19 protein-coding genes are annotated in these 21,727 nt (G+C 70.0%); 18 read left to right on the top strand and 1 reads right to left on the bottom strand.

What is annotated here, in order from left to right:
* Positions 1-70: 70 nt before the first annotated feature.
* Positions 71-1,042: a UDP-glucose 4-epimerase GalE gene (gene galE, locus AB0I18_RS31325; protein WP_363108998.1), complete on the bottom strand. Its 972-nt coding sequence runs from the start codon at positions 1,040-1,042 to the stop codon at positions 71-73.
* 292 nt (positions 1,043-1,334) lie between these two features.
* Here galE and AB0I18_RS31320 point away from each other — a divergent pair, with 292 nt between their 5' ends.
* The 18 genes from AB0I18_RS31320 (at position 1,335) to AB0I18_RS31235 (ending at position 21,727) form a co-directional block, all read left to right on the top strand.
* On the top strand, positions 1,335-3,134 hold the full coding sequence (locus AB0I18_RS31320) for a DUF5941 domain-containing protein (RefSeq protein WP_363109009.1): 1,800 nt from the start codon (positions 1,335-1,337) through the stop codon (positions 3,132-3,134).
* Entirely contained in the window at positions 3,131-3,883 is a 753-nt protein-coding gene (locus tag AB0I18_RS31315) for a phosphocholine cytidylyltransferase family protein (RefSeq protein WP_210887711.1), read from the top strand. The genes AB0I18_RS31320 and AB0I18_RS31315 overlap by 4 nt, the downstream gene beginning before the upstream one ends.
* Positions 3,871-4,932, top strand: a complete 1,062-nt coding sequence (locus tag AB0I18_RS31310) for an iron-containing alcohol dehydrogenase family protein (RefSeq protein WP_363108997.1) — start codon at positions 3,871-3,873, stop codon at positions 4,930-4,932. The genes AB0I18_RS31315 and AB0I18_RS31310 overlap by 13 nt, the downstream gene beginning before the upstream one ends.
* Positions 4,910-5,689: a CDP-alcohol phosphatidyltransferase family protein gene (locus AB0I18_RS31305; RefSeq protein ID WP_363108996.1), complete on the top strand. Its 780-nt coding sequence runs from the start codon at positions 4,910-4,912 to the stop codon at positions 5,687-5,689. The genes AB0I18_RS31310 and AB0I18_RS31305 overlap by 23 nt, the downstream gene beginning before the upstream one ends.
* Positions 5,686-6,570 carry a glycosyltransferase gene (locus tag AB0I18_RS31300; RefSeq protein ID WP_363108995.1) on the top strand — a complete coding sequence of 295 codons (885 nt, stop codon included), beginning with the start codon at positions 5,686-5,688 and terminating at the stop codon, positions 6,568-6,570. The genes AB0I18_RS31305 and AB0I18_RS31300 overlap by 4 nt, the downstream gene beginning before the upstream one ends.
* Before the next feature lie 98 nt (positions 6,571-6,668).
* Positions 6,669-7,598 (top strand): ABC transporter permease, encoded by a 930-nt coding sequence (locus tag AB0I18_RS31295; RefSeq protein WP_363108994.1) that lies wholly within the window; start codon positions 6,669-6,671, stop codon positions 7,596-7,598.
* Positions 7,591-8,370, top strand: coding sequence for an ABC transporter ATP-binding protein (locus AB0I18_RS31290; RefSeq protein WP_363108993.1), 780 nt, complete (start codon positions 7,591-7,593; stop codon positions 8,368-8,370). The genes AB0I18_RS31295 and AB0I18_RS31290 overlap by 8 nt, the downstream gene beginning before the upstream one ends.
* Before the next feature lie 359 nt (positions 8,371-8,729).
* Complete coding sequence (gene hpnC, locus AB0I18_RS31285; RefSeq protein WP_363108992.1) at positions 8,730-9,632, top strand: squalene synthase HpnC; 903 nt, start codon at positions 8,730-8,732, stop codon at positions 9,630-9,632.
* Positions 9,629-10,579 (top strand): presqualene diphosphate synthase HpnD, encoded by a 951-nt coding sequence (hpnD, locus tag AB0I18_RS31280; RefSeq protein ID WP_363108991.1) that lies wholly within the window; start codon positions 9,629-9,631, stop codon positions 10,577-10,579. Before hpnC ends, hpnD begins: the two co-directional genes overlap by 4 nt.
* Positions 10,579-10,719, top strand: coding sequence for a DUF6380 family protein (locus tag AB0I18_RS31275; RefSeq protein ID WP_363108990.1), 141 nt, complete (start codon positions 10,579-10,581; stop codon positions 10,717-10,719). Before hpnD ends, AB0I18_RS31275 begins: the two co-directional genes overlap by 1 nt.
* Positions 10,716-12,152 carry a hydroxysqualene dehydroxylase HpnE gene (gene hpnE / locus AB0I18_RS31270; protein WP_363108989.1) on the top strand — a complete coding sequence of 479 codons (1,437 nt, stop codon included), beginning with the start codon at positions 10,716-10,718 and terminating at the stop codon, positions 12,150-12,152. The genes AB0I18_RS31275 and hpnE overlap by 4 nt, the downstream gene beginning before the upstream one ends.
* A 59-nt stretch (positions 12,153-12,211) precedes the next feature.
* Positions 12,212-13,279 (top strand): polyprenyl synthetase family protein, encoded by a 1,068-nt coding sequence (locus tag AB0I18_RS31265; RefSeq protein WP_363108988.1) that lies wholly within the window; start codon positions 12,212-12,214, stop codon positions 13,277-13,279.
* A 113-nt stretch (positions 13,280-13,392) separates the two neighbouring features.
* Positions 13,393-15,417 carry a squalene--hopene cyclase gene (gene shc, locus AB0I18_RS31260; protein WP_363108987.1) on the top strand — a complete coding sequence of 675 codons (2,025 nt, stop codon included), beginning with the start codon at positions 13,393-13,395 and terminating at the stop codon, positions 15,415-15,417.
* Positions 15,417-16,058, top strand: a complete 642-nt coding sequence (locus AB0I18_RS31255) for a 1-hydroxy-2-methyl-2-butenyl 4-diphosphate reductase (protein ID WP_363108986.1) — start codon at positions 15,417-15,419, stop codon at positions 16,056-16,058. Before shc ends, AB0I18_RS31255 begins: the two co-directional genes overlap by 1 nt.
* 5 nt (positions 16,059-16,063) lie before the next feature.
* The gene (gene hpnH, locus AB0I18_RS31250; RefSeq protein WP_363108985.1) at positions 16,064-17,086 is read left to right on the top strand and encodes an adenosyl-hopene transferase HpnH; all 1,023 of its coding nucleotides are present in this window, start codon (positions 16,064-16,066) and stop codon (positions 17,084-17,086) included.
* Positions 17,087-17,090: 4 nt separating this feature from the next.
* On the top strand, positions 17,091-18,272 hold the full coding sequence (ispG, locus tag AB0I18_RS31245; RefSeq protein ID WP_363108984.1) for a flavodoxin-dependent (E)-4-hydroxy-3-methylbut-2-enyl-diphosphate synthase: 1,182 nt from the start codon (positions 17,091-17,093) through the stop codon (positions 18,270-18,272).
* Between the two features lie 30 nt (positions 18,273-18,302).
* Positions 18,303-20,291, top strand: coding sequence for a 1-deoxy-D-xylulose-5-phosphate synthase (dxs, locus tag AB0I18_RS31240; RefSeq protein ID WP_363108983.1), 1,989 nt, complete (start codon positions 18,303-18,305; stop codon positions 20,289-20,291).
* The gene (locus AB0I18_RS31235) at positions 20,288-21,727 is read left to right on the top strand and encodes an aspartate aminotransferase family protein (RefSeq protein WP_363108982.1); all 1,440 of its coding nucleotides are present in this window, start codon (positions 20,288-20,290) and stop codon (positions 21,725-21,727) included. The genes dxs and AB0I18_RS31235 overlap by 4 nt, the downstream gene beginning before the upstream one ends.

Here is a 21,727-nt window from a genome sequence, read left to right as displayed (position 1 = left end):
CTGACCTGCGAAAACGAACCGCAGGTCAGAGCTCAGACAAGATCAAGCCGACAGGATCAAGCCGACGAGATCAACCGGAGCGGTGGAGGCGCCAGCCCTGCCAGGCCGACTCGACCATCTCGCGTACCCCGCGCCGCGCACTCCAGCCCAGTTCCTCGGCGGCCAGCGCGGCCGAGGCCACGGCGCGCGGGGCGTCGCCCGGGCGGCGCGGCTCCACGAGGGCGGGACGGGTGTCGCCGGTGACCTCGCCGATGAGCGTCACGAGTTCGCGTACGGAAACACCTTCGCCGCGGCCGATGTTCACCGTCAGGTCGCCGGAGGTGCCTGTCGAGGCCAGCCGCCGAGCCGCCGCGAGATGCGCGTCCGCGAGGTCGGCGACGTGGATGTAGTCGCGTACGCAGGTGCCGTCCGGCGTCGGATAGTCGTCGCCGAAGATCCGCGGGGCCTCGTCGCGCGTGAGCCGGTCGAAGACCATCGGCACCACGTTGAAGACGCCGGTGTCCGCCAGTTCGGGCGCGGCGGCGCCCGCCACGTTGAAGTAGCGCAGACACCCGGTCGCGATGCCGTGCGCGCGTCCCGCCGCCCGCACCAGCCACTCACCGGCGAGCTTCGTCTCGCCGTACGGGTTCACCGGGGCGCAGGGCGTGTCCTCCGTGATGAGGTCCACATCCGGGTTGCCGTACACGGCGGCGGACGAGGAGAAGAGGAAGCGCTCGATGCCCGCCCCGGCGACCGCTTCGAGCAGCGTGGCGAGACCTCCGACGTTCTCCTGGTAGTAGCGCGTGGGCTGGGTGACGGACTCGCCGACCTGCTTGCGCGCGGCCAGGTGCACCACACCCGTCACCGCGTGCTCGGCCAGGACCCGCTTCAGCAACTCCCCGTCCAGGGACGAGCCCTGGACCAGCGGAATGTCGTCGGGCAGTCGCGAGGGAACCCCGGCCGAGAGGTCGTCGAGCGCGACCACACGCTCCCCGGCTTCGGCCATGGCCCGCGCCACGTGTGCCCCGATGTATCCAGCCCCACCTGTGATCAGCCATGTCATGGGCGTTCACCCTATGCCGGTCCGGTGCGTTCACGGAGGCATGGGAGGTATGCGGTTAATGCTCCGTAATAGACCGCGGTTTGTGGGGCAGGGCCCCGATCCACGATGATGATCGCGGCGGAGGCGGCACGCACACCGTGTTGATCGGGCCGTTAACGGCCGGTGAACGGCCGCTTCCCATCATCCGATAGCCTCTGCCGACACGCCGCCCGGCCGTCACCGGCCTTGGGGCGCCCCCCACCACGCACATGCCCGGCGTCGTGCACGCCGGAACCCAGAGGAGTGAGTTCGTCTGTCGACCGCCATCCTCACCGGTCAGCCGGTCCCCGGGTCGTCGCTCGAGGGCGATCTGCGGTCGCTCGGCTTCGACGTGCGGATCGCGTCCGACGCGTCCGACGCCGAGACGCTCCTCGCCGCCGTGCCCGCCGACCAGCGGGTAGCCGTCGTCGACGCCCGCTTCGTGGGCCACGTCCACGCACTGCGGCTCGGCCTGACCGACCCCCGGTTCGACGCCGCCGCGATCCCCGGCGCCGTCACCGCCCGGCCCACGGCCCGCCAGGCGCTGGCCCGCGCGCTGCGCACCACCTCCGACGACGCCTCGAACGGCTCCGTGGTGGTCGGCATCCTCGCCGACCGCGTCGCGGAGGTGCTCGACACCGACCTGCACCGTCCCGAGCTCGGCGACCTCGTCGCCGAGGTCCCGAGGGACCCGCAGGCCCGCAACGAGGCCCGGCAGGCCGTCTCCACGGTGGACGACGAGGCGATCCGGCTGCGGACGGCCGTGAAGTCCCGCGACGGCTTCTTCACCACGTACTGCATCAGCCCGTACTCCCGCTACCTCGCCCGCTGGTGCGCCCGCCGCGGCTTCACCCCGAACCAGGTCACCACGGCCTCGCTGATCACGGCACTGATCGCGGCGGGCTGCGCGGCGACCGGCACCCGGGCCGGCTACGTCGCCGCCGGGCTGCTCCTCCTCTTCTCCTTCGTCCTGGACTGCACGGACGGACAGCTCGCCCGCTACTCGCTGCAGTACTCGACGCTCGGCGCCTGGCTCGACGCGACCTTCGACCGCGCCAAGGAGTACGCCTACTACGCGGGCCTCGCCCTCGGCGCGGCCCGCGGCGGTGACGACGTATGGGCGCTGGCCCTCGGCGCGATGGTCCTGCAGACCTGCCGGCACGTCGTCGACTTCTCCTTCAATGAGGCGAACCACGACGCCACCGCCAACACCAGCCCGACCGCCGCCCTCTCCGACAAGCTCGACAGCGTCGGCTGGACGGTCTGGGTGCGCCGGATGATCGTCCTGCCCATCGGCGAACGCTGGGCGATGATCGCGGTCCTCACCGCGCTGACGACCCCGCGCATCACCTTCTACGCGCTGCTCGTCGGCTGCGCCCTCGCGGCGACGTACACCACCGCGGGCCGCGTGCTCAGGTCGCTGACCCGCAAGGCCCAGCGCACCGACCGCGCCGCCCAGGCGCTCGCCGACCTCACCGACTCGGGCCCGCTCGCCGAGTCCCTGGCCGGCGTCACGCGCGGCATCACAGGCCGCGCCCCCGCCCAACTCGTCGCCCTCGTCGCCGCAGCCCTGCTTGTCGCGGCCGCCTGGCTTTCCCCGTACGGCAGTTGGTGGCCCGTCCTGGGTGCCGGCGTGTACGTACTCCTGTCGCCCGTCGCCCTCCGGCGGCCCCTCAAGGGAGCCCTGGACTGGCTGGTTCCGCCCCTGTTCAGGGCGGCCGAATACGGCACCGTTCTGGTACTGGCCGCCAAAGCGGACGTGAACGGAGCCCTTCCCGCGGCTTTCGGGCTGGTGGGCGCGGTCGCCTACCATCACTACGACACGGTGTACCGCATCCGCGGCAACGCCGGCGCGCCGCCGCACTGGCTGGTGCGGACGATCGGCGGGCACGAAGGCAGGACGCTGCTGGTCACCGTGCTGGCCGCGCTGCTCGCCGCCACAGATTTCAAGCTCGCGCTCACGGCTCTCGCCGTGGCCGTGGCACTGGTGGTGCTCGTCGAGAGCATCCGCTTCTGGGTGACCGCACACAAACTCGGCGCACCCGCCGTACACGATGAAGGAGAACCCGCATGATCGGCCTCGTGCTGGCGGCCGGCGCCGGACGGCGTCTGCGCCCCTACACCGACACCCTGCCCAAGGCACTGGTGCCGGTGGGACCCGAAGGCGACGAGGACAGCATCACCGTGCTCGACCTCACCCTCGGCAACTTCGCCGAGATCGGCCTGACCGAGGTCGCGATCATCGTCGGGTACCGCAAGGAAGCCGTCTACGAGCGCCGTGAGGCGCTGGAGCAGAAGTACGGCGTCAAGATCACCCTGATCGACAACGACAAGGCCGAGGAGTGGAACAACGCCTACTCCCTGTGGTGCGGCCGTGACGCCATCAAGCACTCGGTGATCCTCGCCAACGGCGACACCGTGCACCCGGTCTCCGTCGAGAAGACGCTGCTCGCCGCCCGCGGCGACGGCAAGAAGATCATCCTCGCCCTCGACACGGTGAAGTCCCTTGCCGACGAGGAGATGAAGGTCGTCGTCGGCCCCGAGGGCGGCATGACGAAGATCACCAAGCTGATGGACCCGGCCGAGGCGACCGGTGAGTACATCGGCGTCACCCTCATCGAGGGCGACGCCGCCGACGAGCTCGCCGACGCGCTGAAGACGGTCTTCGAGACGGACCCGCAGCAGTTCTACGAGCACGGCTACCAGGAGCTCGTGAACCGCGGCTTCCGTATCGACGTCGCCCCCATCGGTGACGTCAAGTGGGTCGAGATCGACAACCACGAGGACCTCGCCAAGGGACGCGTGATCGCGTGCCAGTACTGACGAGGCTCATCCCCTCGCCGGTCGTCGTAGACATCCGTCCGGGCGCCCTGGACGACCTGGCGGCGGTCCTCGCCGACCAGCGCATCTCGCACTCCGGCAAGCTGGCCGTCGCGATCAGCGGCGGCTCCGGCGCCAAGCTGCGCGACCGGCTGGTCCCGGCGATGCCGGGCGCGACCTGGTTCGAGGTCGGCGGCGGCACCCTCGACGACGCGATCAAGCTCGCCGACGCCATGAAGAAGGGGCACTACGACGCGGTCGTGGGCCTCGGCGGCGGCAAGATCATCGACTGCGCGAAGTTCGCCGCGGCCCGCATCGGCCTCCCGCTGGTCGCCGTCGCCACGAACCTCTCGCACGACGGTCTCTGCTCGCCCGTCGCGACCCTCGACAACGACGCGGGCCGCGGTTCCTACGGCGTACCGAACCCGATCGCGGTCGTCATCGACCTCGACGTGATCCGCGAGGCCCCGGTCCGCTTCGTACGCTCCGGTATCGGCGACGCCCTGTCCAACATCTCGGCGGTCCGGGACTGGGAACTGGCCAACCGCGAGAAGGGCGAGCAGATCGACGGCCTCGCCGCCGCGATGGCCCGCCAGGCCGGCGAGGCCGTGCTGCGGCACCCCGGCGGCGTCGGCGAGGACGCCTTCCTCCAGGTGCTCGCCGAGGGCCTGGTCCTCACCGGCATCTCGATGTCGGTCGCGGGCGACTCCCGCCCCGCCTCCGGTGCCTGCCACGAGATCAACCACGCCTTCGACCTGCTCTTCCCCAAGCGCGCGGCCAGCCACGGCGAGCAGTGCGGCCTGGGCGCGGCCTTCGCGATGCACCTGCGCGGTGCCCGGGAGGAGTCCGCGTACATGGCCGAGGTGCTGCGCCGCCACGGCCTCCCCGTCCTCCCGGACGAGATCGGCTTCACCGTGGACGAGTTCGTCCAGGTCGTGGAGTTCGCTCCGTCGACCCGGCCGGGCCGCTACACGATCCTCGAACACCTCGACCTCTCCACCGACCAGATCAGGGACGCATACGCCGACTATGCAAAAGCCATCGGTAGCTGAGCTCCGCCCGGTCGTCCACCCCCCGGGTGTGAAGGACCGACGGAGCGGCGAGCACTGGGCCGGCCGGCTCTACATGCGCGAACTCTCGCTGCGCATCGACCGCCACCTGGTGAACACCAAGGTCACGCCCAACCAGGTGACCTACCTGATGACCGTCTTCGGCGTCCTCGCCGCCCCGGCCCTGCTGGTGCCGGGCATCCCGGGCGCCCTGCTCGGCGTGCTGATGGTCCAGCTGTACCTGCTGTTCGACTGCGTGGACGGCGAGATCGCCCGCTGGCGCAAGCAGTACTCGATGACCGGGGTGTACGTCGACCGCGTCGCCGCCTATCTGTGCGACGCCGCGGTCCTGGTCGGCTTCGGCCTGCGCGCCGCCGACGTGTGGGGCACCGGGCGGATCGACTGGCTGTGGGCCTTCCTCGGCACCCTCGGCGCCCTGGGCGCCGTCCTGATCAAGTCCGAGACCGACCTCGTCGGTGTCGCCCGCCACCAGACCGGCAAGGCACCGGTCCAGGAGTCGGCGTCCGAACCGCGCTCCTCCGGCATGGCGTTGGCCCGCAAGGCCGCCGCCGCGCTCAAGTTCCACCGGCTTGTCCTCGGCATCGAGGCCTCCCTGCTCATCCTGGTCCTCGCGGTCCTGGACACGGTCAGGGACGACCTGTTCTTCTCGCGGCTCGGCGTCGCGGTGCTGGCGGGCATCGCGCTGCTGCAGACCCTGCTGCACCTGGTGTCCATCCTCGCGTCGAGCAGGCTGAAGTGACCACGTCCATGAGGGTCGGCGCGGTGATCATCACCATGGGCAACCGCCCCGACGAACTCCGCGCCCTCCTCGACTCGGTCGCCAAGCAGGACGGCGACCCGGTCGAGGTGGTCGTGGTCGGCAACGGCTCGCCCGTCCCGGACGTCCCCGAAGGCGTACGGACCGTCGAGCTGCCCGAGAACCTCGGCATCCCCGGCGGCCGCAACATCGGCATAGAGGCGTTCGGCCCCGGCGGAACCGAGGTGGACGTCCTCCTCTTCCTGGACGACGACGGCCTCCTCGCCACCCACGACACCGCCGAACTGTGCCGCCAGGCCTTCGAGGCCGACCCGGAGCTCGGCATCATCAGCTTCCGCATCGCCGACCCGGAGACCGGGATCACCCAGCGCCGCCACGTGCCGCGCCTGCGCGCCGCCGACCCGATGCGCAACTCGCGCGTCACCACCTTCCTCGGCGGCGCCAACGCCGTCCGTACGAAGGTGTTCGCCGAGGTGGGCGGCCTGCCCGACGAGTTCTTCTACGCCCACGAGGAGACCGACCTCGCCTGGCGCGCCCTCGACGCGGGCTGGATGATCGACTACCGCTCCGACATGGTGCTGTACCACCCCACGACCGCCCCCTCGCGCCACGCGATCTACCACCGGATGGTCGCCCGCAACCGGGTCTGGCTGGCCCGCCGCAACCTGCCCGCGCCGCTGGTTCCCGTATACCTCGGCGTGTGGATGCTGCTCACCCTTGCCCGCCGCCCCTCCCGTCCCGCCCTCAAGGCGTGGTTCGGCGGCTTCCGGGAGGGCTGGACCAGTCCCTGTGGCCCCCGGCGCCCCATGAAGTGGCGTACGGTATGGCGCCTGACCAGACTGGGCCGACCGCCCGTCATCTGACAAGCTCGATATCTGAGAGCATTCGGGCCGTACCCCGGTCCCTGGCTTTGGCCTACGCCCGACCAGGCTGCTTATCTTGAGGACGAAAGTTTCCACTTGTGAGTGAGACAACGCATGACGGCGGTGTCGCGGTGAGCGCCCCTCCGTCCCCCGATGAAGGGCTCTCCGCGGCGGACCTCGCCGCCAAGTACGGGCTTGCCGTGAGCGGCGCCCGGCCCGGACTCGTCGAGTACGTCCGCCAGCTCTGGGGACGGCGTCATTTCATCCTTGCCTTCTCCCAGGCGAAACTCACCGCCCAGTACAGCCAGGCCAAGCTCGGCCAGCTGTGGCAGGTGGCCACACCGCTGCTGAACGCGGCCGTGTACTTCCTGATCTTCGGCCTGATCCTGAAGGCCGACCGCGGCATGTCCCGTGAGGTCTACATCCCGTTCCTGGTGACCGGTGTCTTCGTCTTCACCTTCACCCAGAGCTCGGTGATGGCCGGCGTCCGCGCGATCTCCGGCAACCTCGGCCTCGTCCGGGCGCTGCACTTCCCGCGCGCCGCGCTGCCGATCTCGTTCTCGCTGCAGCAGCTCCAGCAGCTGCTCTTCTCGATGATCGTGCTGTTCGTCGTCACGGTCGCCTTCGGCAGCTACCCGCGGCTGTCCTGGCTGCTGATCGTCCCGGTCCTGGTGCTGCAGTTCCTCTTCAACACCGGCCTTGCGATGATCATGGCCAGGATGGGCTCCAAGACCCCCGACCTCGCGCAGCTCATGCCGTTCGTGATGCGTACGTGGATGTACGCGTCCGGCGTGATGTTCTCGATCCCGGTGATGCTGGAGGAGCACCCCGCCTGGATCGCCGACATCCTCCAGTGGAACCCGGCCGCCATCTACATGGACCTGATGCGCTTCGGGCTCATCGACGGATACGGCTCCGAGAACCTGCCCCCGCACGTCTGGGCGGTCGCGGGCGGCTGGGCCCTTCTCGTCGCCGTCGGCGGGTTCGTGTACTTCTGGAAGGCTGAGGAGCGGTACGGCCGTGGCTGAGCAGAACACCGAGGACAAGATCCCCACCGTCATCGCGGACGAGCTGCACATCGTCTACCGCGTCAACGGCGCCAAGACCGGCAAGGGCAGCGCCACCGCGGCCCTCAGCCGCATAGTCAAGCGCGGCGAGGAGCGCGGCGTGCGCAAGGTGCACGCCGTCCGAGGCGTCTCCTTCATCGCCTACCGGGGCGAGGCCATCGGCCTGATCGGCTCCAACGGCTCCGGCAAGTCCACCCTCCTGCGCGCCATCGCGGGCCTGCTCCCCGCCGAGGAGGGTCACGTCTACACCGACGGTCAGCCCTCGCTCCTCGGCGTCAACGCGGCCCTGATGAACGACCTCACGGGTGAACGGAACGTCATCCTGGGCGGCCTGGCGATGGGCATGTCCCGCGAGCAGATCCGGGAGCGGTACCAGGACATCGTCGACTTCTCGGGGATCAACGAGAAGGGCGACTTCATCACCCTCCCGATGCGCACCTACTCCTCGGGCATGGCCGCCCGCCTGCGTTTCTCCATCGCGGCCGCCAAGGACCACGACGTCCTCATGATCGACGAGGCCCTGGCGACCGGCGACCGCTCCTTCCAGAAGCGTTCCGAGGCTCGCATCCGCGAGCTGCGCAAGAGCGCGGGCACGGTGTTCCTCGTCAGCCACAACAACAAGTCGATCCGCGACACCTGCGACCGCGTCCTGTGGCTGGAACGCGGCGAGCTGCGCCTGGACGGCCCGACCGACGAGGTCCTCAAGGAGTACGAGAAGTTCACCGGCAAGTAGCCGGATACGCCCGGGGCCCCGTCGGAACGGTTCGGCGGGGCCCTGCGTCTGCAAAGGAAACGCCAACTCTGGGCGCCCTTAGGAATCTTGACATCAATCGGTGTGTTGTTGTGATGTGCAGGACACCCCGACGAGTCACCTCGGGTTGTACAACGTAAGCTGTACCGGTGCTGATTCGCGGCAAGTAGGGCGATAATGCGCGACACCCGGCATCGGGTCCGCTGCGCGGACGGCCGGGCGGCGTGTCCGAAATAGTCACTATTGGGTCGGCAGTGTAGAACGGGAGATGTGACGGCAATGGCTACGGAAACTCTCCAGCTGCGCTGTGCGTGTGCCGTCCTCGCACCGGGCAGCGAGCGGTGACGCCGGCCGGGACGACGCGCGCCGGCGACCCGGAGCGCTCCACCCTCGACAAGGCCGCGGGTGAGAACTTCCCGGTGGCACCGTTCTTCCTGCCCAGGGCCTGGCGCGCCGACCTCATGGCCGTCTACGGCTTCGCCCGTCTCGTCGACGACATCGGCGACGGCGACCTGGCCCCCGGCGGTGCCGACGCCCGCCTCCTGGGCGTGGCCCCCGAAGAGGCCGAGGACCGGCTGGTCCTCCTCGACGCCTTCGAGGCCGACCTCCGCAAGGTCTTCGACGCGACCCCGAGCCACCCGCTCCTGCGCCGCCTTCAGCCGACGGTCCGCCGGACCGGCCTCTCTCCCGAGCCGTTCCTCGGCTTGATCGCGGCGAACCGCCAGGACCAGCTCGTCAAGCGGTACGAGACCTACGACGACCTGCTCGCCTACTGCGAGCTGTCCGCAAACCCGGTCGGCCGGCTGGTTCTCTCGGTCACCGGCACCTCGACCCCCGAACGCGTCCGCCGCTCGGACGCCGTCTGTACAGCACTGCAGATCGTCGAACACCTGCAGGACGTGGCCGAGGATCTCGGCCGCGACCGCGTCTACCTGCCCGCCCAGGACATGAAGCGCTTTCATGTCCAGGAGGCGGATCTCGCCACGACCACGGCAGGCGCATCGGTGCGCGCACTGGTTGCATACGAAGCAGAACGCGCCCGGAACCTCCTGAATGAAGGCACCCCGCTGGTGGGTAGCGTCCACGGCAGGCTGAAGCTGCTGCTCGCGGGCTTCGTGGCGGGAGGAAGGGCGGCGATCCATGCGATCGCCGCCGCCGAATACGACGTACTTCCCGGCCCGCCCAAGCCCGGCAAGATCCAGTTGCTGCGCGAGGTGGGAGTGACTCTGCGAGGAGAGGGGTGATCCGGACCGTGGAGTCGGACCAACACATGCCCGCACCGGTACTCGCCGCTTACAGCTACTGCGAGGCGATCACCGGGCAGCAGGCCCGCAACTTCGCGTACGGCATCAGACTGCTGCCGACGCCCAAGCGCCGCGCCATGTCGGCGCTGTACGCGTTCTCACGGCGTGTCGACGACATCGGCGACGGCGAGCTCGCGCCCGACGTCAAGGCCGTGCGGCTGGCGGAGACCCGGGCGCTGCTCGCCCGGGTCCGCGACCGCTCGGTGGACGAGGACGACACCGACCCGGTCGCGGTCGCCCTGCGCCATACGGCGGACCACTTCCCGGTCCCGCTCGAAGGCCTCGACGAACTCATCGACGGCGTCCTGATGGACGTCCGCGGCGAGACCTACGAGACCTGGGACGACCTGAAGGTCTACTGCCGCTGCGTGGCCGGGGCCATCGGACGGCTCTCGCTCGGCGTCTTCGGTACGGAACCGGGGGCGCGCGGCGCCGAGCGAGCGCCGGAGTATGCCGACACGCTCGGGCTGGCGCTCCAACTCACCAACATCCTCAGGGACGTTCGCGAGGACGCCGAGGGCGGGCGGACCTATCTGCCCGCGGACGACCTCGCGAAGTTCGGCTGTTCGGCCGGATTCAGCGGGCCGAAACCACCCGAGGGATCCGATTTCGCGGGCCTCGTGCACTTCGAAGTGCGACGGGCCCGCGCGCTTTTCGCCGAGGGCTACCGGCTGCTGCCGATGCTGGACCGGCGCAGCGGCGCCTGCGTCGCCGCGATGGCGGGCATCTACCGCCGTCTCCTCGACCGCATCGAGCGCGAGCCGGAGGCCGTCCTGCGCGGCCGCGTCTCACTGCCCGGACGCGAGAAGGCGTACGTCGCCGTGCGGGGCCTTTCCGGTCTCGACGCCCGGCACGTCGCGCGTCGGACCATCAGGAGGCGCACTTGATGGACACTTTGGGCCAAGATGACGCAAGTCCAGAGAAACGGCGCGCAACCCTCCGGTCGGGGACGGCGTCCCTGACTTCAACGGCCTGCCGTGCACTGTTCAATCAGCACGGCGCGGCCGCGGGGGAGGAAGCACGATGAACGACACCACACAGGCCGAGGGGGCCGAGGGGCTCGACGCGGACGGCTCCGGCCGCCCGGAGCGGGCGGCCGTCGTGGTCGGCGGAGGGCTCGCCGGGATCACCGCCGCGCTCGCGCTCGCCGACGCGGGAGTGCGCGTCACGCTCCTCGAAGGCCGGCCGCGCCTGGGTGGGCTGGCCTTCTCCTTCCAGCGCGACGGGCTCACCGTGGACAACGGCCAGCATGTGTATCTGCGCTGCTGCACCGCGTACCGCTGGTTCCTCGACCGCGTCGACGGAGCCGGGCTCGCGCCCCTGCAGGATCGTCTCGACGTGCCCGTACTCGACGCCGAGGCCAAACCCGGGCGGCGGCTCGGCAGAATCGGCCGCACCGCACTGCCCGTGCCGCTGCATCTGGCGCGCAGCCTCGCGACGTATCCGCATCTGTCGCTCGCCGAGCGTGCCAAGGTCGGCCGTGCCGCACTGGCACTCAAAGGGCTCGACCTCGCCGATCCGGCGCTCGACGCGCAGAACTTCGGCAGCTGGCTGACCGCGCACGGTCAGTCGGAGCGTGCCGTCGAGGCACTGTGGGACCTGGTGGGGGTCGCCACCCTCAACGCGGTGGCCGGAGATTCCTCGCTCGGGCTCGCCGCGATGGTGTTCAAGACCGGTCTGCTGTCCGACCCGGGCGCGGCCGACATCGGCTGGGCGCGCGTCCCGCTGGGCGAACTGCACGACACTCTGGCCCGCAAGGCGCTCGACTCCGCGGGCGTGCGTACCGAACTCCGAACACGCGTCACCTCCATCTCCCCTAACGGGAACGGACGTTGGAGCGTTCAGGTTCCCGGCGAAGCGATCGAGGCCGACGCGGTCGTCCTCGCCGTACCGCACCGGGAGGCACACGATCTGCTGCCCGAGGGCGCGCTCGACGCCCCCGAGCGGCTCCTGGAGATCGGCACCGCGCCGATCCTCAACATCCATGTCGTGTACGACCGGAAGGTGCTCACGCGGCCGTTCTTCGCGGCGCTCGGCTCCCCGGTGCAGTGGGTCTTCGACCGGACCGAGGCGTCCGGACTGCCGGAGGGCCAGTACCTCGCGCTGTCCCAGTCGGCCGCGCACGACGAGATCGACGAACCCGTGTCCTCGCTGCGGGAGCGATACCTGCCGGAACTGGAGCGGCTGCTGCCGGGCACGCGGGGCGCCGAGGTCAGGGACTTCTTCGTGACCCGGGAGCGTACGGCGACGTTCGCGCCGACCCCCGGTGTCGGACGGCTGCGGCCCGGGGCCCGCACCAAGGCGTCCGGCCTCTACCTGGCCGGAGCGTGGACCGCCACCGGGTGGCCCGCGACCATGGAGAGCGCGGTCCGCAGCGGTGTGAGCGCGGCCGACGCCGCGCTCAGCGCCCTGGGCCGGCCCCGCGATCACCTCTTCGAACTCTTCGAGGAGGCGGCGTGACGCTCGGTCTGAGCGCGGCAGGCGCCCGCAACCCCCGTATCGCAACCAGAGGAGAGACTGTGCCCACTGTGCCCCCGGCATCGACGGCTGCCGACGCGGTGGACGTGACCGCACTCCTGGAGCGCGGCCGCACCCTGGCCACTCCGGTACTGAAGGCGGCCATCGACCGCCTCGCATCTCCTATGGACACCGTCGCCGCCTACCACTTCGGCTGGATCGACGCCGAGGGCAACCCCGCCGACGGCGACGGCGGCAAGGCCGTACGCCCCGCCCTCGCCATTCTGTCGGCGCAGGCCGCCGGTGCCGCCCCCGAGGTGGGCGTGCCGGGTGCGGTCGCCGTTGAGCTGGTCCACAACTTCTCACTCCTGCACGACGACCTGATGGACGGCGACGAGCAGCGCCGGCACCGCGACACCGTCTGGAAGGTGCACGGCCCCGCCCAGGCGATCCTCGTCGGCGACGCCCTGTTCGCGCTGGCCAACGAGATCCTGCTGGAGCTCGGCACCGTCGAGGCGGGCCGCGCCACCCGCCGCCTGACCGCCGCCACGCGCGCGCTGATCGACGGCCAGGCGCAGGACATCTCCTACGAGCACCGCGAGCGGGTCACCGTCGAGGAGTGCCTGGACATGGAGGGCAACAAGACGGGCGCCCTGCTCGCCTGCGCCTGCTCCATCGGTGCGGTCCTCGGCGGCGCCGACGACCGCACCGCCGACACGCTGGAGAAGTACGGCTACCACCTCGGCCTGGCGTTCCAGGCCGTCGACGACCTCCTCGGCATCTGGGGCGACCCGGAGGCCACCGGAAAGCAGACCTGGAGCGACCTGCGCCAGCGCAAGAAGTCCCTGCCGGTCGTGGCCGCGCTCGCGGCGGGCGGCCCGGCCTCCGAACGGCTCGGCGAGCTGCTCGCCGAGGACGCCAAGAGCAGCGACTTCGAGAACTTCTCCGAGGAGGAGTTCGCCGCGCGTGCCGCGCTCATCGAGGAGGCGGGCGGCCGCGAGTGGACCGCCCAGGAGGCGCGCCGCCAGCACACCATCGCCATCGAGGCGCTCGACACGATCCACATGCCGGAACAGGTGCGGGCCCAGTTCGTGGAGCTCGCCGACTTCGTCGTCGTACGAAAGAGATGATCACTATCGGTCGAATAAGCCTCGCGTAGTCGCCGGCCGGTGCCGCGGGAGAACGCGCACCGGCCGACGGCGGACCCACAGCAGAGATATGCCACTGCACGTTAGGGGAAGCCATGACAGCGACGACCGACGGAAGCACCGGGGCCCTGCCGCCCCGCGCTGCCTCGGCCAGCGAAACAACCGACAAGTCGACTCCCGTGGCGGCCGGGACAGCCGATGCCCGAGACGCCGCCGCGCGCGCGATACGGCGTGCCACCGACTTCCTGCTCTCCACCCAGGACGCCCAGGGCTGGTGGAAGGGCGACCTCGAGACCAACGTCACGATGGACGCCGAAGACCTGCTGCTCCGTCAGTTCCTGGGCATCCGCGACGAGTCGACCACCCACGCCGCCGCCCTGTTCATCCGCGGCGAGCAGCGCGAGGACGGCACCTGGGCCACGTTCTACGGCGGACCGGGTGAACTCTCCACCACCATCGAGGCGTACGTCGCCCTGCGGCTGGCCGGTGACGCGCCGGACGAGCCGCACATGGCGAAGGCGTCCGGCTGGATCCGCGAGCGGGGCGGCATCGCCGCGGCCCGCGTCTTCACCCGGATCTGGCTGGCCCTGTTCGGCTGGTGGAAGTGGGACGACCTGCCCGAACTCCCGCCGGAACTCATCTACTTCCCGAAGTGGGCCCCGCTCAACATCTACGACTTCGGCTGCTGGGCCCGGCAGACCATAGTGCCCCTCACCATCGTCTCCGCGAAGCGTCCGGTGCGGCCCGCGCCGTTCCCGCTCGACGAACTGCACACCGACCCCCGCGACCCCAACCCGGTCAAACCCCTTGCCCCGGTGGCGAGTTGGGACGGAGTCTTTCAGCGTCTCGACAAGGCACTGCACACCTACCGCAAAGTCGCGCCACGCATGCTGCGCAGGGCCGCGATGAACACCGCCGCCCGCTGGATCATCGAACGGCAGGAGAACGACGGCTGCTGGGGAGGCATCCAGCCGCCCGCCGTCTACTCGGTCATCGCGCTGCACCTGCTCGGCTACGACCTCGAACACCCGGTGATGCGCGAGGGACTGGCGTCGCTGGACCGCTTCACGGTGTGGCGCGAGGACGGCGCCCGGATGATCGAGGCCTGCCAGTCGCCGGTGTGGGACACCTGCCTGGCGACCATCGCGCTCGCCGACGCGGGCGTGCCCGCCGACCATCCGCAGCTCGTCAAGGCCGCGGACTGGATGCTCGGAGAGGAGATCGTCCGCCCCGGTGACTGGGCGGTCAAACGGCCCCAACTCCCGCCGGGAGGCTGGGCGTTCGAGTTCCACAACGACAACTACCCGGACATCGACGACACCGCCGAGGTGGTCCTCGCGCTGCGCCGGGTCGGGCACCACGACCCGGAGCGCCTGGAGAAGGCGATCGGGCGCGGGGTGCGCTGGAACCTCGGCATGCAGTCCAAGAACGGCGGATGGGGCGCCTTCGACGTCGACAACACCAGCCCCTTCCCGAACCGGCTGCCGTTCTGCGACTTCGGGGAGGTCATCGACCCGCCGTCGGCCGATGTCACCGCGCACGTCGTGGAGATGCTCGCGGTCGAGGGACTGTCCCATGACCCGCGCACCCGCCGGGGTGTCGAGTGGCTGCTCGCCGAACAGGAGGCGAACGGCTCCTGGTTCGGCCGCTGGGGCGTCAACTACGTATACGGAACAGGGTCGGTGGTGCCCGCGCTGGTCGCCGCCGGACTGCCCGGATCGCATCCCGCGATCCGCCGTGCCGTGGCCTGGCTGGAGACCGTGCAGAACGACGACGGCGGCTGGGGCGAGGATCTGCGCTCCTATCACGACGCCGCCGAGTGGAGCGGGCGCGGTGCCTCGACCGCCTCGCAGACCGGCTGGGCGCTGCTGGCGCTGCTCGCCGCGGGGGAGCGCGACTCCAAGGCCGTGGAGCGCGCGGTCACCTGGCTCGCGGAGACCCAGCTGGCGGACGGTTCCTGGGACGAGCCGTACTTCACCGGTACCGGGTTCCCGTGGGACTTCTCGATCAACTACCACCTCTACCGACAGGTGTTCCCACTCACCGCGCTCGGCCGGTACGTCAACGGCGAACCGTTCGCCGGCCACCGGGCGAACGGTCACCGGGCGAAGGGTCGCTGATGAGCACGAGCCCGGCCGCCGCCCCGCTGCTGATCGCCTGCGCGCTCGGCATCGAGCACCTCGCCCTGCGCACCGGCGACCGACGCGGTTCCGACGGACCGGTCACCGTGCTGCGTACCGGCATGGGGCCCAAGGCCGCCGAACGGGCGGTCACCCGGGCCCTGGCCGGCCCCGCGCTGAGCGGGGCGGCCGTCCTGGCCACGGGCTTCTGTGCCGGGCTCGCCCCCGGTATGCACCCGGGAGACCTCGTCGTCGCCGAGGAGACCCGGGACCCACGCGGGGTCACCCCGTGCGTGGGTACCGACCTGCTCGTCAAGGAACTGGTGCGTGCCGTGCCCGGGCGCACCGTCCACACGGGGCCGCTCATCGGCTCCGATCACGTCGTCCGCGGTCACGAGCGGTCCGATCTGCTCGCGACCGGCGCAATCGCCGTCGACATGGAGTCGGCGGCCACGCTTCACAGCGCCGTCCGCGCGGGCTCGCGCCCCGTTGCGGCCGTACGGGTGGTCGTGGACGCTCCAGAACATGAACTGGTCCGGATCGGCACGGTACGCGGTGGAATATCAGCCTTCCGTGTTCTTCGTGCCGTCCTTCCCGCATATTTCGAATGGCACCGTTCTTTGCTGCTCCCCCGGAGGTGAGCCAGATGGCCATGCCGCTCCGCCAGACCATCAAGGTCGCGACGTATCTCATGGAACAGAAGATCCGCAAGCGGGACAAGTTTCCGCTGATCGTCGAGCTTGAACCCCTCTACGCCTGCAATCTCGCGTGTGAGGGCTGCGGCAAGATCCAGCACCCGGCCGGAGTGCTCAAGCAGCGCATGCCGGTGGCCCAGGCCGTCGGGGCGGTGCTGGAGTCCGGTGCGCCGATGGTGTCCATCGCCGGCGGCGAGCCCCTGATGCACCCGAAGATCGACGAGATCGTGCGGCAGCTGGTGGACCGGAAGAAGTACGTCTTCCTGTGCACCAACGCCATGCTGCTGCGCAAGAAGATGGACAAGTTCACGCCCTCGCCGTACTTCGCGTTCGCCGTGCACATCGACGGTCTGCGCGAGCGGCACGACGAGTCCGTGGCGAAGGAGGGGGTGTTCGACGAGGCCGTGGCGGCGATCAAGGAGGCCAAGAAGCGCGGCTTCCGGGTGACCACCAACTCGACCTTCTTCAACACGGACACCCCGCAGACGATCATCGAGGTGCTCAACTACCTCAACGACGACCTGAAGGTCGACGAGATGATGATCTCGCCCGCCTACGCCTACGAGAAGGCGCCCGACCAGGAGCACTTCCTGGGCGTCGAGCAGACCCGCGAGCTGTTCAAGAAGGCCTTCGCGGGCGGCAACCGGCGCAAGTGGCGGCTCAACCACTCCCCGCTCTTCCTGGACTTCCTGGAGGGCAAGGTCGACTTCCCGTGCACGGCGTGGGCGATCCCCAACTACTCGCTCTTCGGCTGGCAGAAGCCCTGCTATCTGATGAGCGACGGGTACGTCACGACGTACCGGGAACTCATCGAGGACACCGACTGGGACGCGTACGGCCGCGGAAAGGACCCGCGCTGCGCCAACTGCATGGCGCACTGCGGCTACGAGCCGACGGCGGTCCTGGCCACCATGGGCTCCCTCAAGGAGTCCCTGCGGGCCGCCCGCGAGACCGTCGCCCAGAACCGCGGGTGACGTCATGACCGCCGTTTCCCTCGGCCTCCCCGAGGTACCGGTCCGACCGATCGCGGAACGCCGCCTGTCGCGGCGGATCCAGGTCGGACCGGTGGCGGTCGGGGGCGGGGCGCCCGTGTCGGTGCAGTCGATGACGACGACACGTACGTCGGACATCGGCGCCACGTTGCAGCAGATCGCCGAACTCACCGCGTCCGGTTGCCAGATCGTCCGCGTCGCCTGCCCCACGCAGGACGACGCGGACGCCTTGGCGACCATCGCGCGCAAGTCGCAGATCCCGGTGATCGCGGACATCCACTTCCAGCCGAAGTACGTGTTCGCCGCGATCGAGGCGGGCTGTGCGGCGGTGCGGGTGAACCCCGGCAACATCAAGCAGTTCGACGACAAGGTGAAGGAGATCGCGCGCGCCGCCAAGGACCACGGCACGCCGATCCGGATCGGCGTGAACGCGGGCTCGCTCGACAGGCGGCTGCTCCAGAAGTACGGCAAAGCCACGCCCGAGGCGCTGGTGGAGTCGGCGCTGTGGGAGGCGTCCCTCTTCGAGGAGCACGGGTTCCGGGACATCAAGATCTCGGTCAAGCACAACGACCCGGTGGTCATGGTCAACGCGTACCGGCAGCTGGCGGCCCAGTGCGACTACCCGCTGCACCTGGGCGTGACCGAGGCAGGACCCGCCTTCCAGGGGACCATCAAGTCCGCGGTGGCCTTCGGGGCGCTGCTCAGCGAGGGCATCGGGGACACCATCCGGGTCTCCCTGAGCGCGCCGCCCGCCGAGGAGTGCAAGGTCGGCATGCAGATCCTGGAGTCGCTCGGTCTGCGCGAGCGGCGCCTGGAGATCGTGTCCTGCCCGTCCTGCGGGCGGGCCCAGGTCGACGTGTACAAGCTGGCCGACGAGGTCACGGCCGGCCTGGAGGGCATGGAGGTGCCGTTGCGCGTCGCGGTCATGGGCTGCGTCGTCAACGGTCCCGGAGAGGCCCGGGAGGCGGACCTGGGGGTCGCCTCCGGCAACGGCAAGGGGCAGATCTTCGTCAAGGGCGAGGTCATCAAGACGGTGCCCGAGTCGAAGATCGTGGAGACCCTCATCGACGAGGCGATGAAGATCGCCGAGCAGATGGAGGCGGACGGCGTCGCGTCGGGCGAGCCGGAGGTCACAGTGCCGGGGAAACCCACCGTCACTGTGAGTTGACAACAGCACGGACCGAGAGGGGGCCTGGGCGTGACGATTCTGGAGACCATCCGGGGACCACGTGACCTGAAGGCGCTGTCCGAGGTGGAGATCGGTCAACTGGCCGATGAGATCAGGGAGTTCCTGGTGCACGCGGTCGCCAGGACCGGCGGGCATCTGGGGCCCAATCTGGGGGTGGTGGAACTCTCCATCGCGCTCCACCGGGTCTTCGAGTCACCGGTCGACCGCATCCTGTGGGACACCGGCCACCAGAGCTACGTACACAAGCTCCTGACGGGGCGTCAGGACTTCTCCAAGCTGCGCGGCAAGGGCGGTCTGTCCGGCTACCCGTCGCGCGAGGAGTCCGAGCACGACATCATCGAGAACAGCCACGCGTCCACCGCGCTCGGCTGGGCCGACGGGCTCGCCAAGGCCCGTCAGGTACAGGGCGAGAAGGGGCACGTCGTCGCGGTCATCGGCGACGGCGCCCTGACCGGCGGCATGGCGTGGGAGGCGCTGAACAACATCGCGGCCGCCAAGGACCGGCCCCTGATCATCGTCGTCAACGACAACGAACGCTCGTACTCGCCGACCATCGGCGGTCTGGCGAACCACCTGGCGACCCTGCGGACCACCGACAGCTACGAGCGGGTGCTGGCCTGGGGCAAGGACGTACTGCTGCGTACGCCGGTCATCGGGAACACCGTCTACGAGTCCCTGCACGGCGCGAAGAAGGGGTTCAAGGACGCGTTCGCGCCGCAGGGCATGTTCGAGGACCTGGGACTGAAGTACGTCGGACCGATCGACGGGCACGACACGGGTGCGGTGGAGTCGGCGCTGCGGCGTGCGAAACGTTTCCACGGGCCCGTGCTCATCCACTGTCTGACGGAGAAGGGGCGCGGATACGAGCCCGCGCTCGCCCACGACGAGGACCACTTCCACACGGTCGGTGTGATGGACCCGCTCACCTGCGAGCCCCTCGCGCCCTCCAACGGCCCTTCCTGGACCTCGGTGTTCGGCGACGAGATCGTGCGGATCGGCGAGGAGCGCGAGGACGTCGTGGCCATCACGGCGGCCATGCTGCATCCGGTGGGCCTGGCGAAGTTCGCGGAGAGGTTCCCGGCGCGGGTGTGGGACGTCGGCATCGCCGAGCAGCACGCCGCGGTGTCCGCGGCCGGGCTCGCGACGGGCGGACTGCATCCCGTCGTCGCGGTGTACGCGACCTTCCTCAACCGGGCCTTCGACCAGCTCCTCATGGATGTCGCGCTGCACCGCTGCGGAGTGACCTTCGTGCTCGACCGCGCCGGGGTGACCGGAGCCGACGGGGCGTCACACAACGGCATGTGGGACATGTCCATCCTCCAGGTCGTGCCCGGACTGAGGATCGCCGCGCCGCGCGACGCCGACCAGCTGCGGGCCCAGCTGCGCGAGGCGGTCGCGGTGGACGATGCGCCGACGGTCATCCGCTTCCCGAAGGAATCGGTGGGACCGGCCCTCCCGGCGGTCGACCGGGTGGGGGGCGTGGACGTACTGCACCGTGCGGAGCGGCCCGAGGTGCTCCTGGTCGCCGTCGGCGTGATGGCGCCGGTGTGCCTCCAGGCGGCCGAGCTGCTGGAGGCACGGGGCATCAACTGCACGGTCGTGGACCCGCGTTGGGTCAAGCCCGTCGATCCGGCGCTGCCGGGACTGGCCGCCGGGCACCGCATGGTCGCGGTCGTCGAGGACAACAGCCGGGCGTCCGGCGTGGGTGCGGCGGTCGCTCTCGCGCTCGGTGACGCCGAAGTCGACGTGCCCGTACGGCGGTTCGGGATTCCCGAGCAGTTCCTCGCGCACGCCAAGCGCGGCGAGGTGCTGGCCGACATAGGCCTCACGCCCGTCGAGATCGCGGGGCGGATCAGCGCCGGCCTGGCGGTCCAGGAGGCGAACCTGACCGTCACGGAGGCCGAACTCGCGGTCACCGAGGCGGAGTTCACGGTCACGGAGCATGCCGCAGAGGAGCAGGCCGCCACGGAGCACGCGTCCAAGGAGAAACAGGAATGACCACCCAGCCCAAGGGGGCCCAGCCCGAGGGGATCCAGCCCGAGGGGGCCGGATCCCAGGAGTTCGACCTCGGCAGCCTCCTCGCCGCGCGCGGAGCCGAGCGCTACGAGCTGCATGCGAAGCACCTGAACCACCAGCTGCCGCGCATGCTGCACACCATCGGCTTCGACAAGGTCTACGAGCGGGCCGAGGGCGCGCACTTCTGGGACGCGGACGGCAACGAGTACCTGGACATGCTCGCGGGGTTCGGGGTGATGGGCCTGGGCCGCCATCACCCCGTCGTCCGCAAGGCGCTGCACGACGTTCTCGACGCCTCGCTCGCCGACCTCACCCGCTTCGACTGCCAGCCGCTGCCCGGACTGCTGGCGGAGAAGCTGCTCGCCCACAGCCCGCACCTGGACCGGGTGTTCTTCGGCAGCAGCGGTACGGAGGCCGTCGAGACAGCGCTCAAGTTCGCCCGGTACGCCACTGGCAGACCACGGATCCTCTACTGCTCGCACGCCTTCCACGGCCTGACCACCGGGTCGCTGTCCGTGAACGGCGAGGACGGCTTCCGGGACGGCTTCGCCCCGCTGCTGCCCGACACCGCGGTCCCTCTCGGTGATCTCGACGTGCTGGCAAGGGAGTTGAAGAAGGGCGACGTCGCCGCGCTGATCGTCGAACCGATCCAGGGCAAGGGCGTGCACGAGGCCCCGCCCGGATATCTGCGTGCCGCGCAGGAGTTGCTGCACCGGCACAAGGCGCTGCTCATCGCCGACGAGGTGCAGACCGGGCTCGGCCGGACCGGTGATTTCTACGCCTATCAGCACGAGGACGGCGTCGAGCCGGACCTGGTGTGCGTGGCGAAGGCGCTGTCCGGCGGCTACGTACCCGTGGGCGCCACCCTCGGCAAGGACTGGATCTTCAAGAAGGTCTACTCGTCCATGGACCGTGTCCTGGTCCACTCGGCGAGCTTCGGGTCCAACGCGCAGGCCATGGCGGCCGGCCTCGCCGTGCTGTCGGTCCTGGAGAACGAGCAGGTCGTGGCCAACGCCCGGGTGATGGGGGAGCAGTTGCGGTCCCGGCTCGCGCTGCTCGTGGACAAGTACGAGCTGCTCAGCGACGTGCGCGGCCGGGGGTTGATGATCGGCATCGAGTTCGGGCGGCCCAAGTCGCTGAAGCTGCGCAGCCGTTGGACGATGCTGCAGGCCGCGCGCAAGGGGCTGTTCGCGCAGATGGTGGTCGTGCCGCTGTTGCAGCGGCACCGGATCCTCACCCAGGTCTCCGGTGATCATCTGGAGGTGATCAAGCTGATCCCGCCGCTGATCATCGGCGAGCGGGACGTGGACCGGTTCGTGGACGCCTTCACCGCCGTGATGGACGACGCGCACAGCGGGAGCGGGCTGATGTGGGACTTCGGCAAGACGCTGGTGAAGCAGGCGGTGGCCAACCGCTGA

Origin of the sequence: Streptomyces sp. NPDC050704, assembly GCF_040654355.1 — a bacterium.
Classification (GTDB): Bacteria; Actinomycetota; Actinomycetes; order Streptomycetales; family Streptomycetaceae; genus Streptomyces.
The sequence above is the reverse complement of the archived record's forward strand: the minus strand, read 5'-3'. Positions and strand labels throughout refer to the sequence as shown.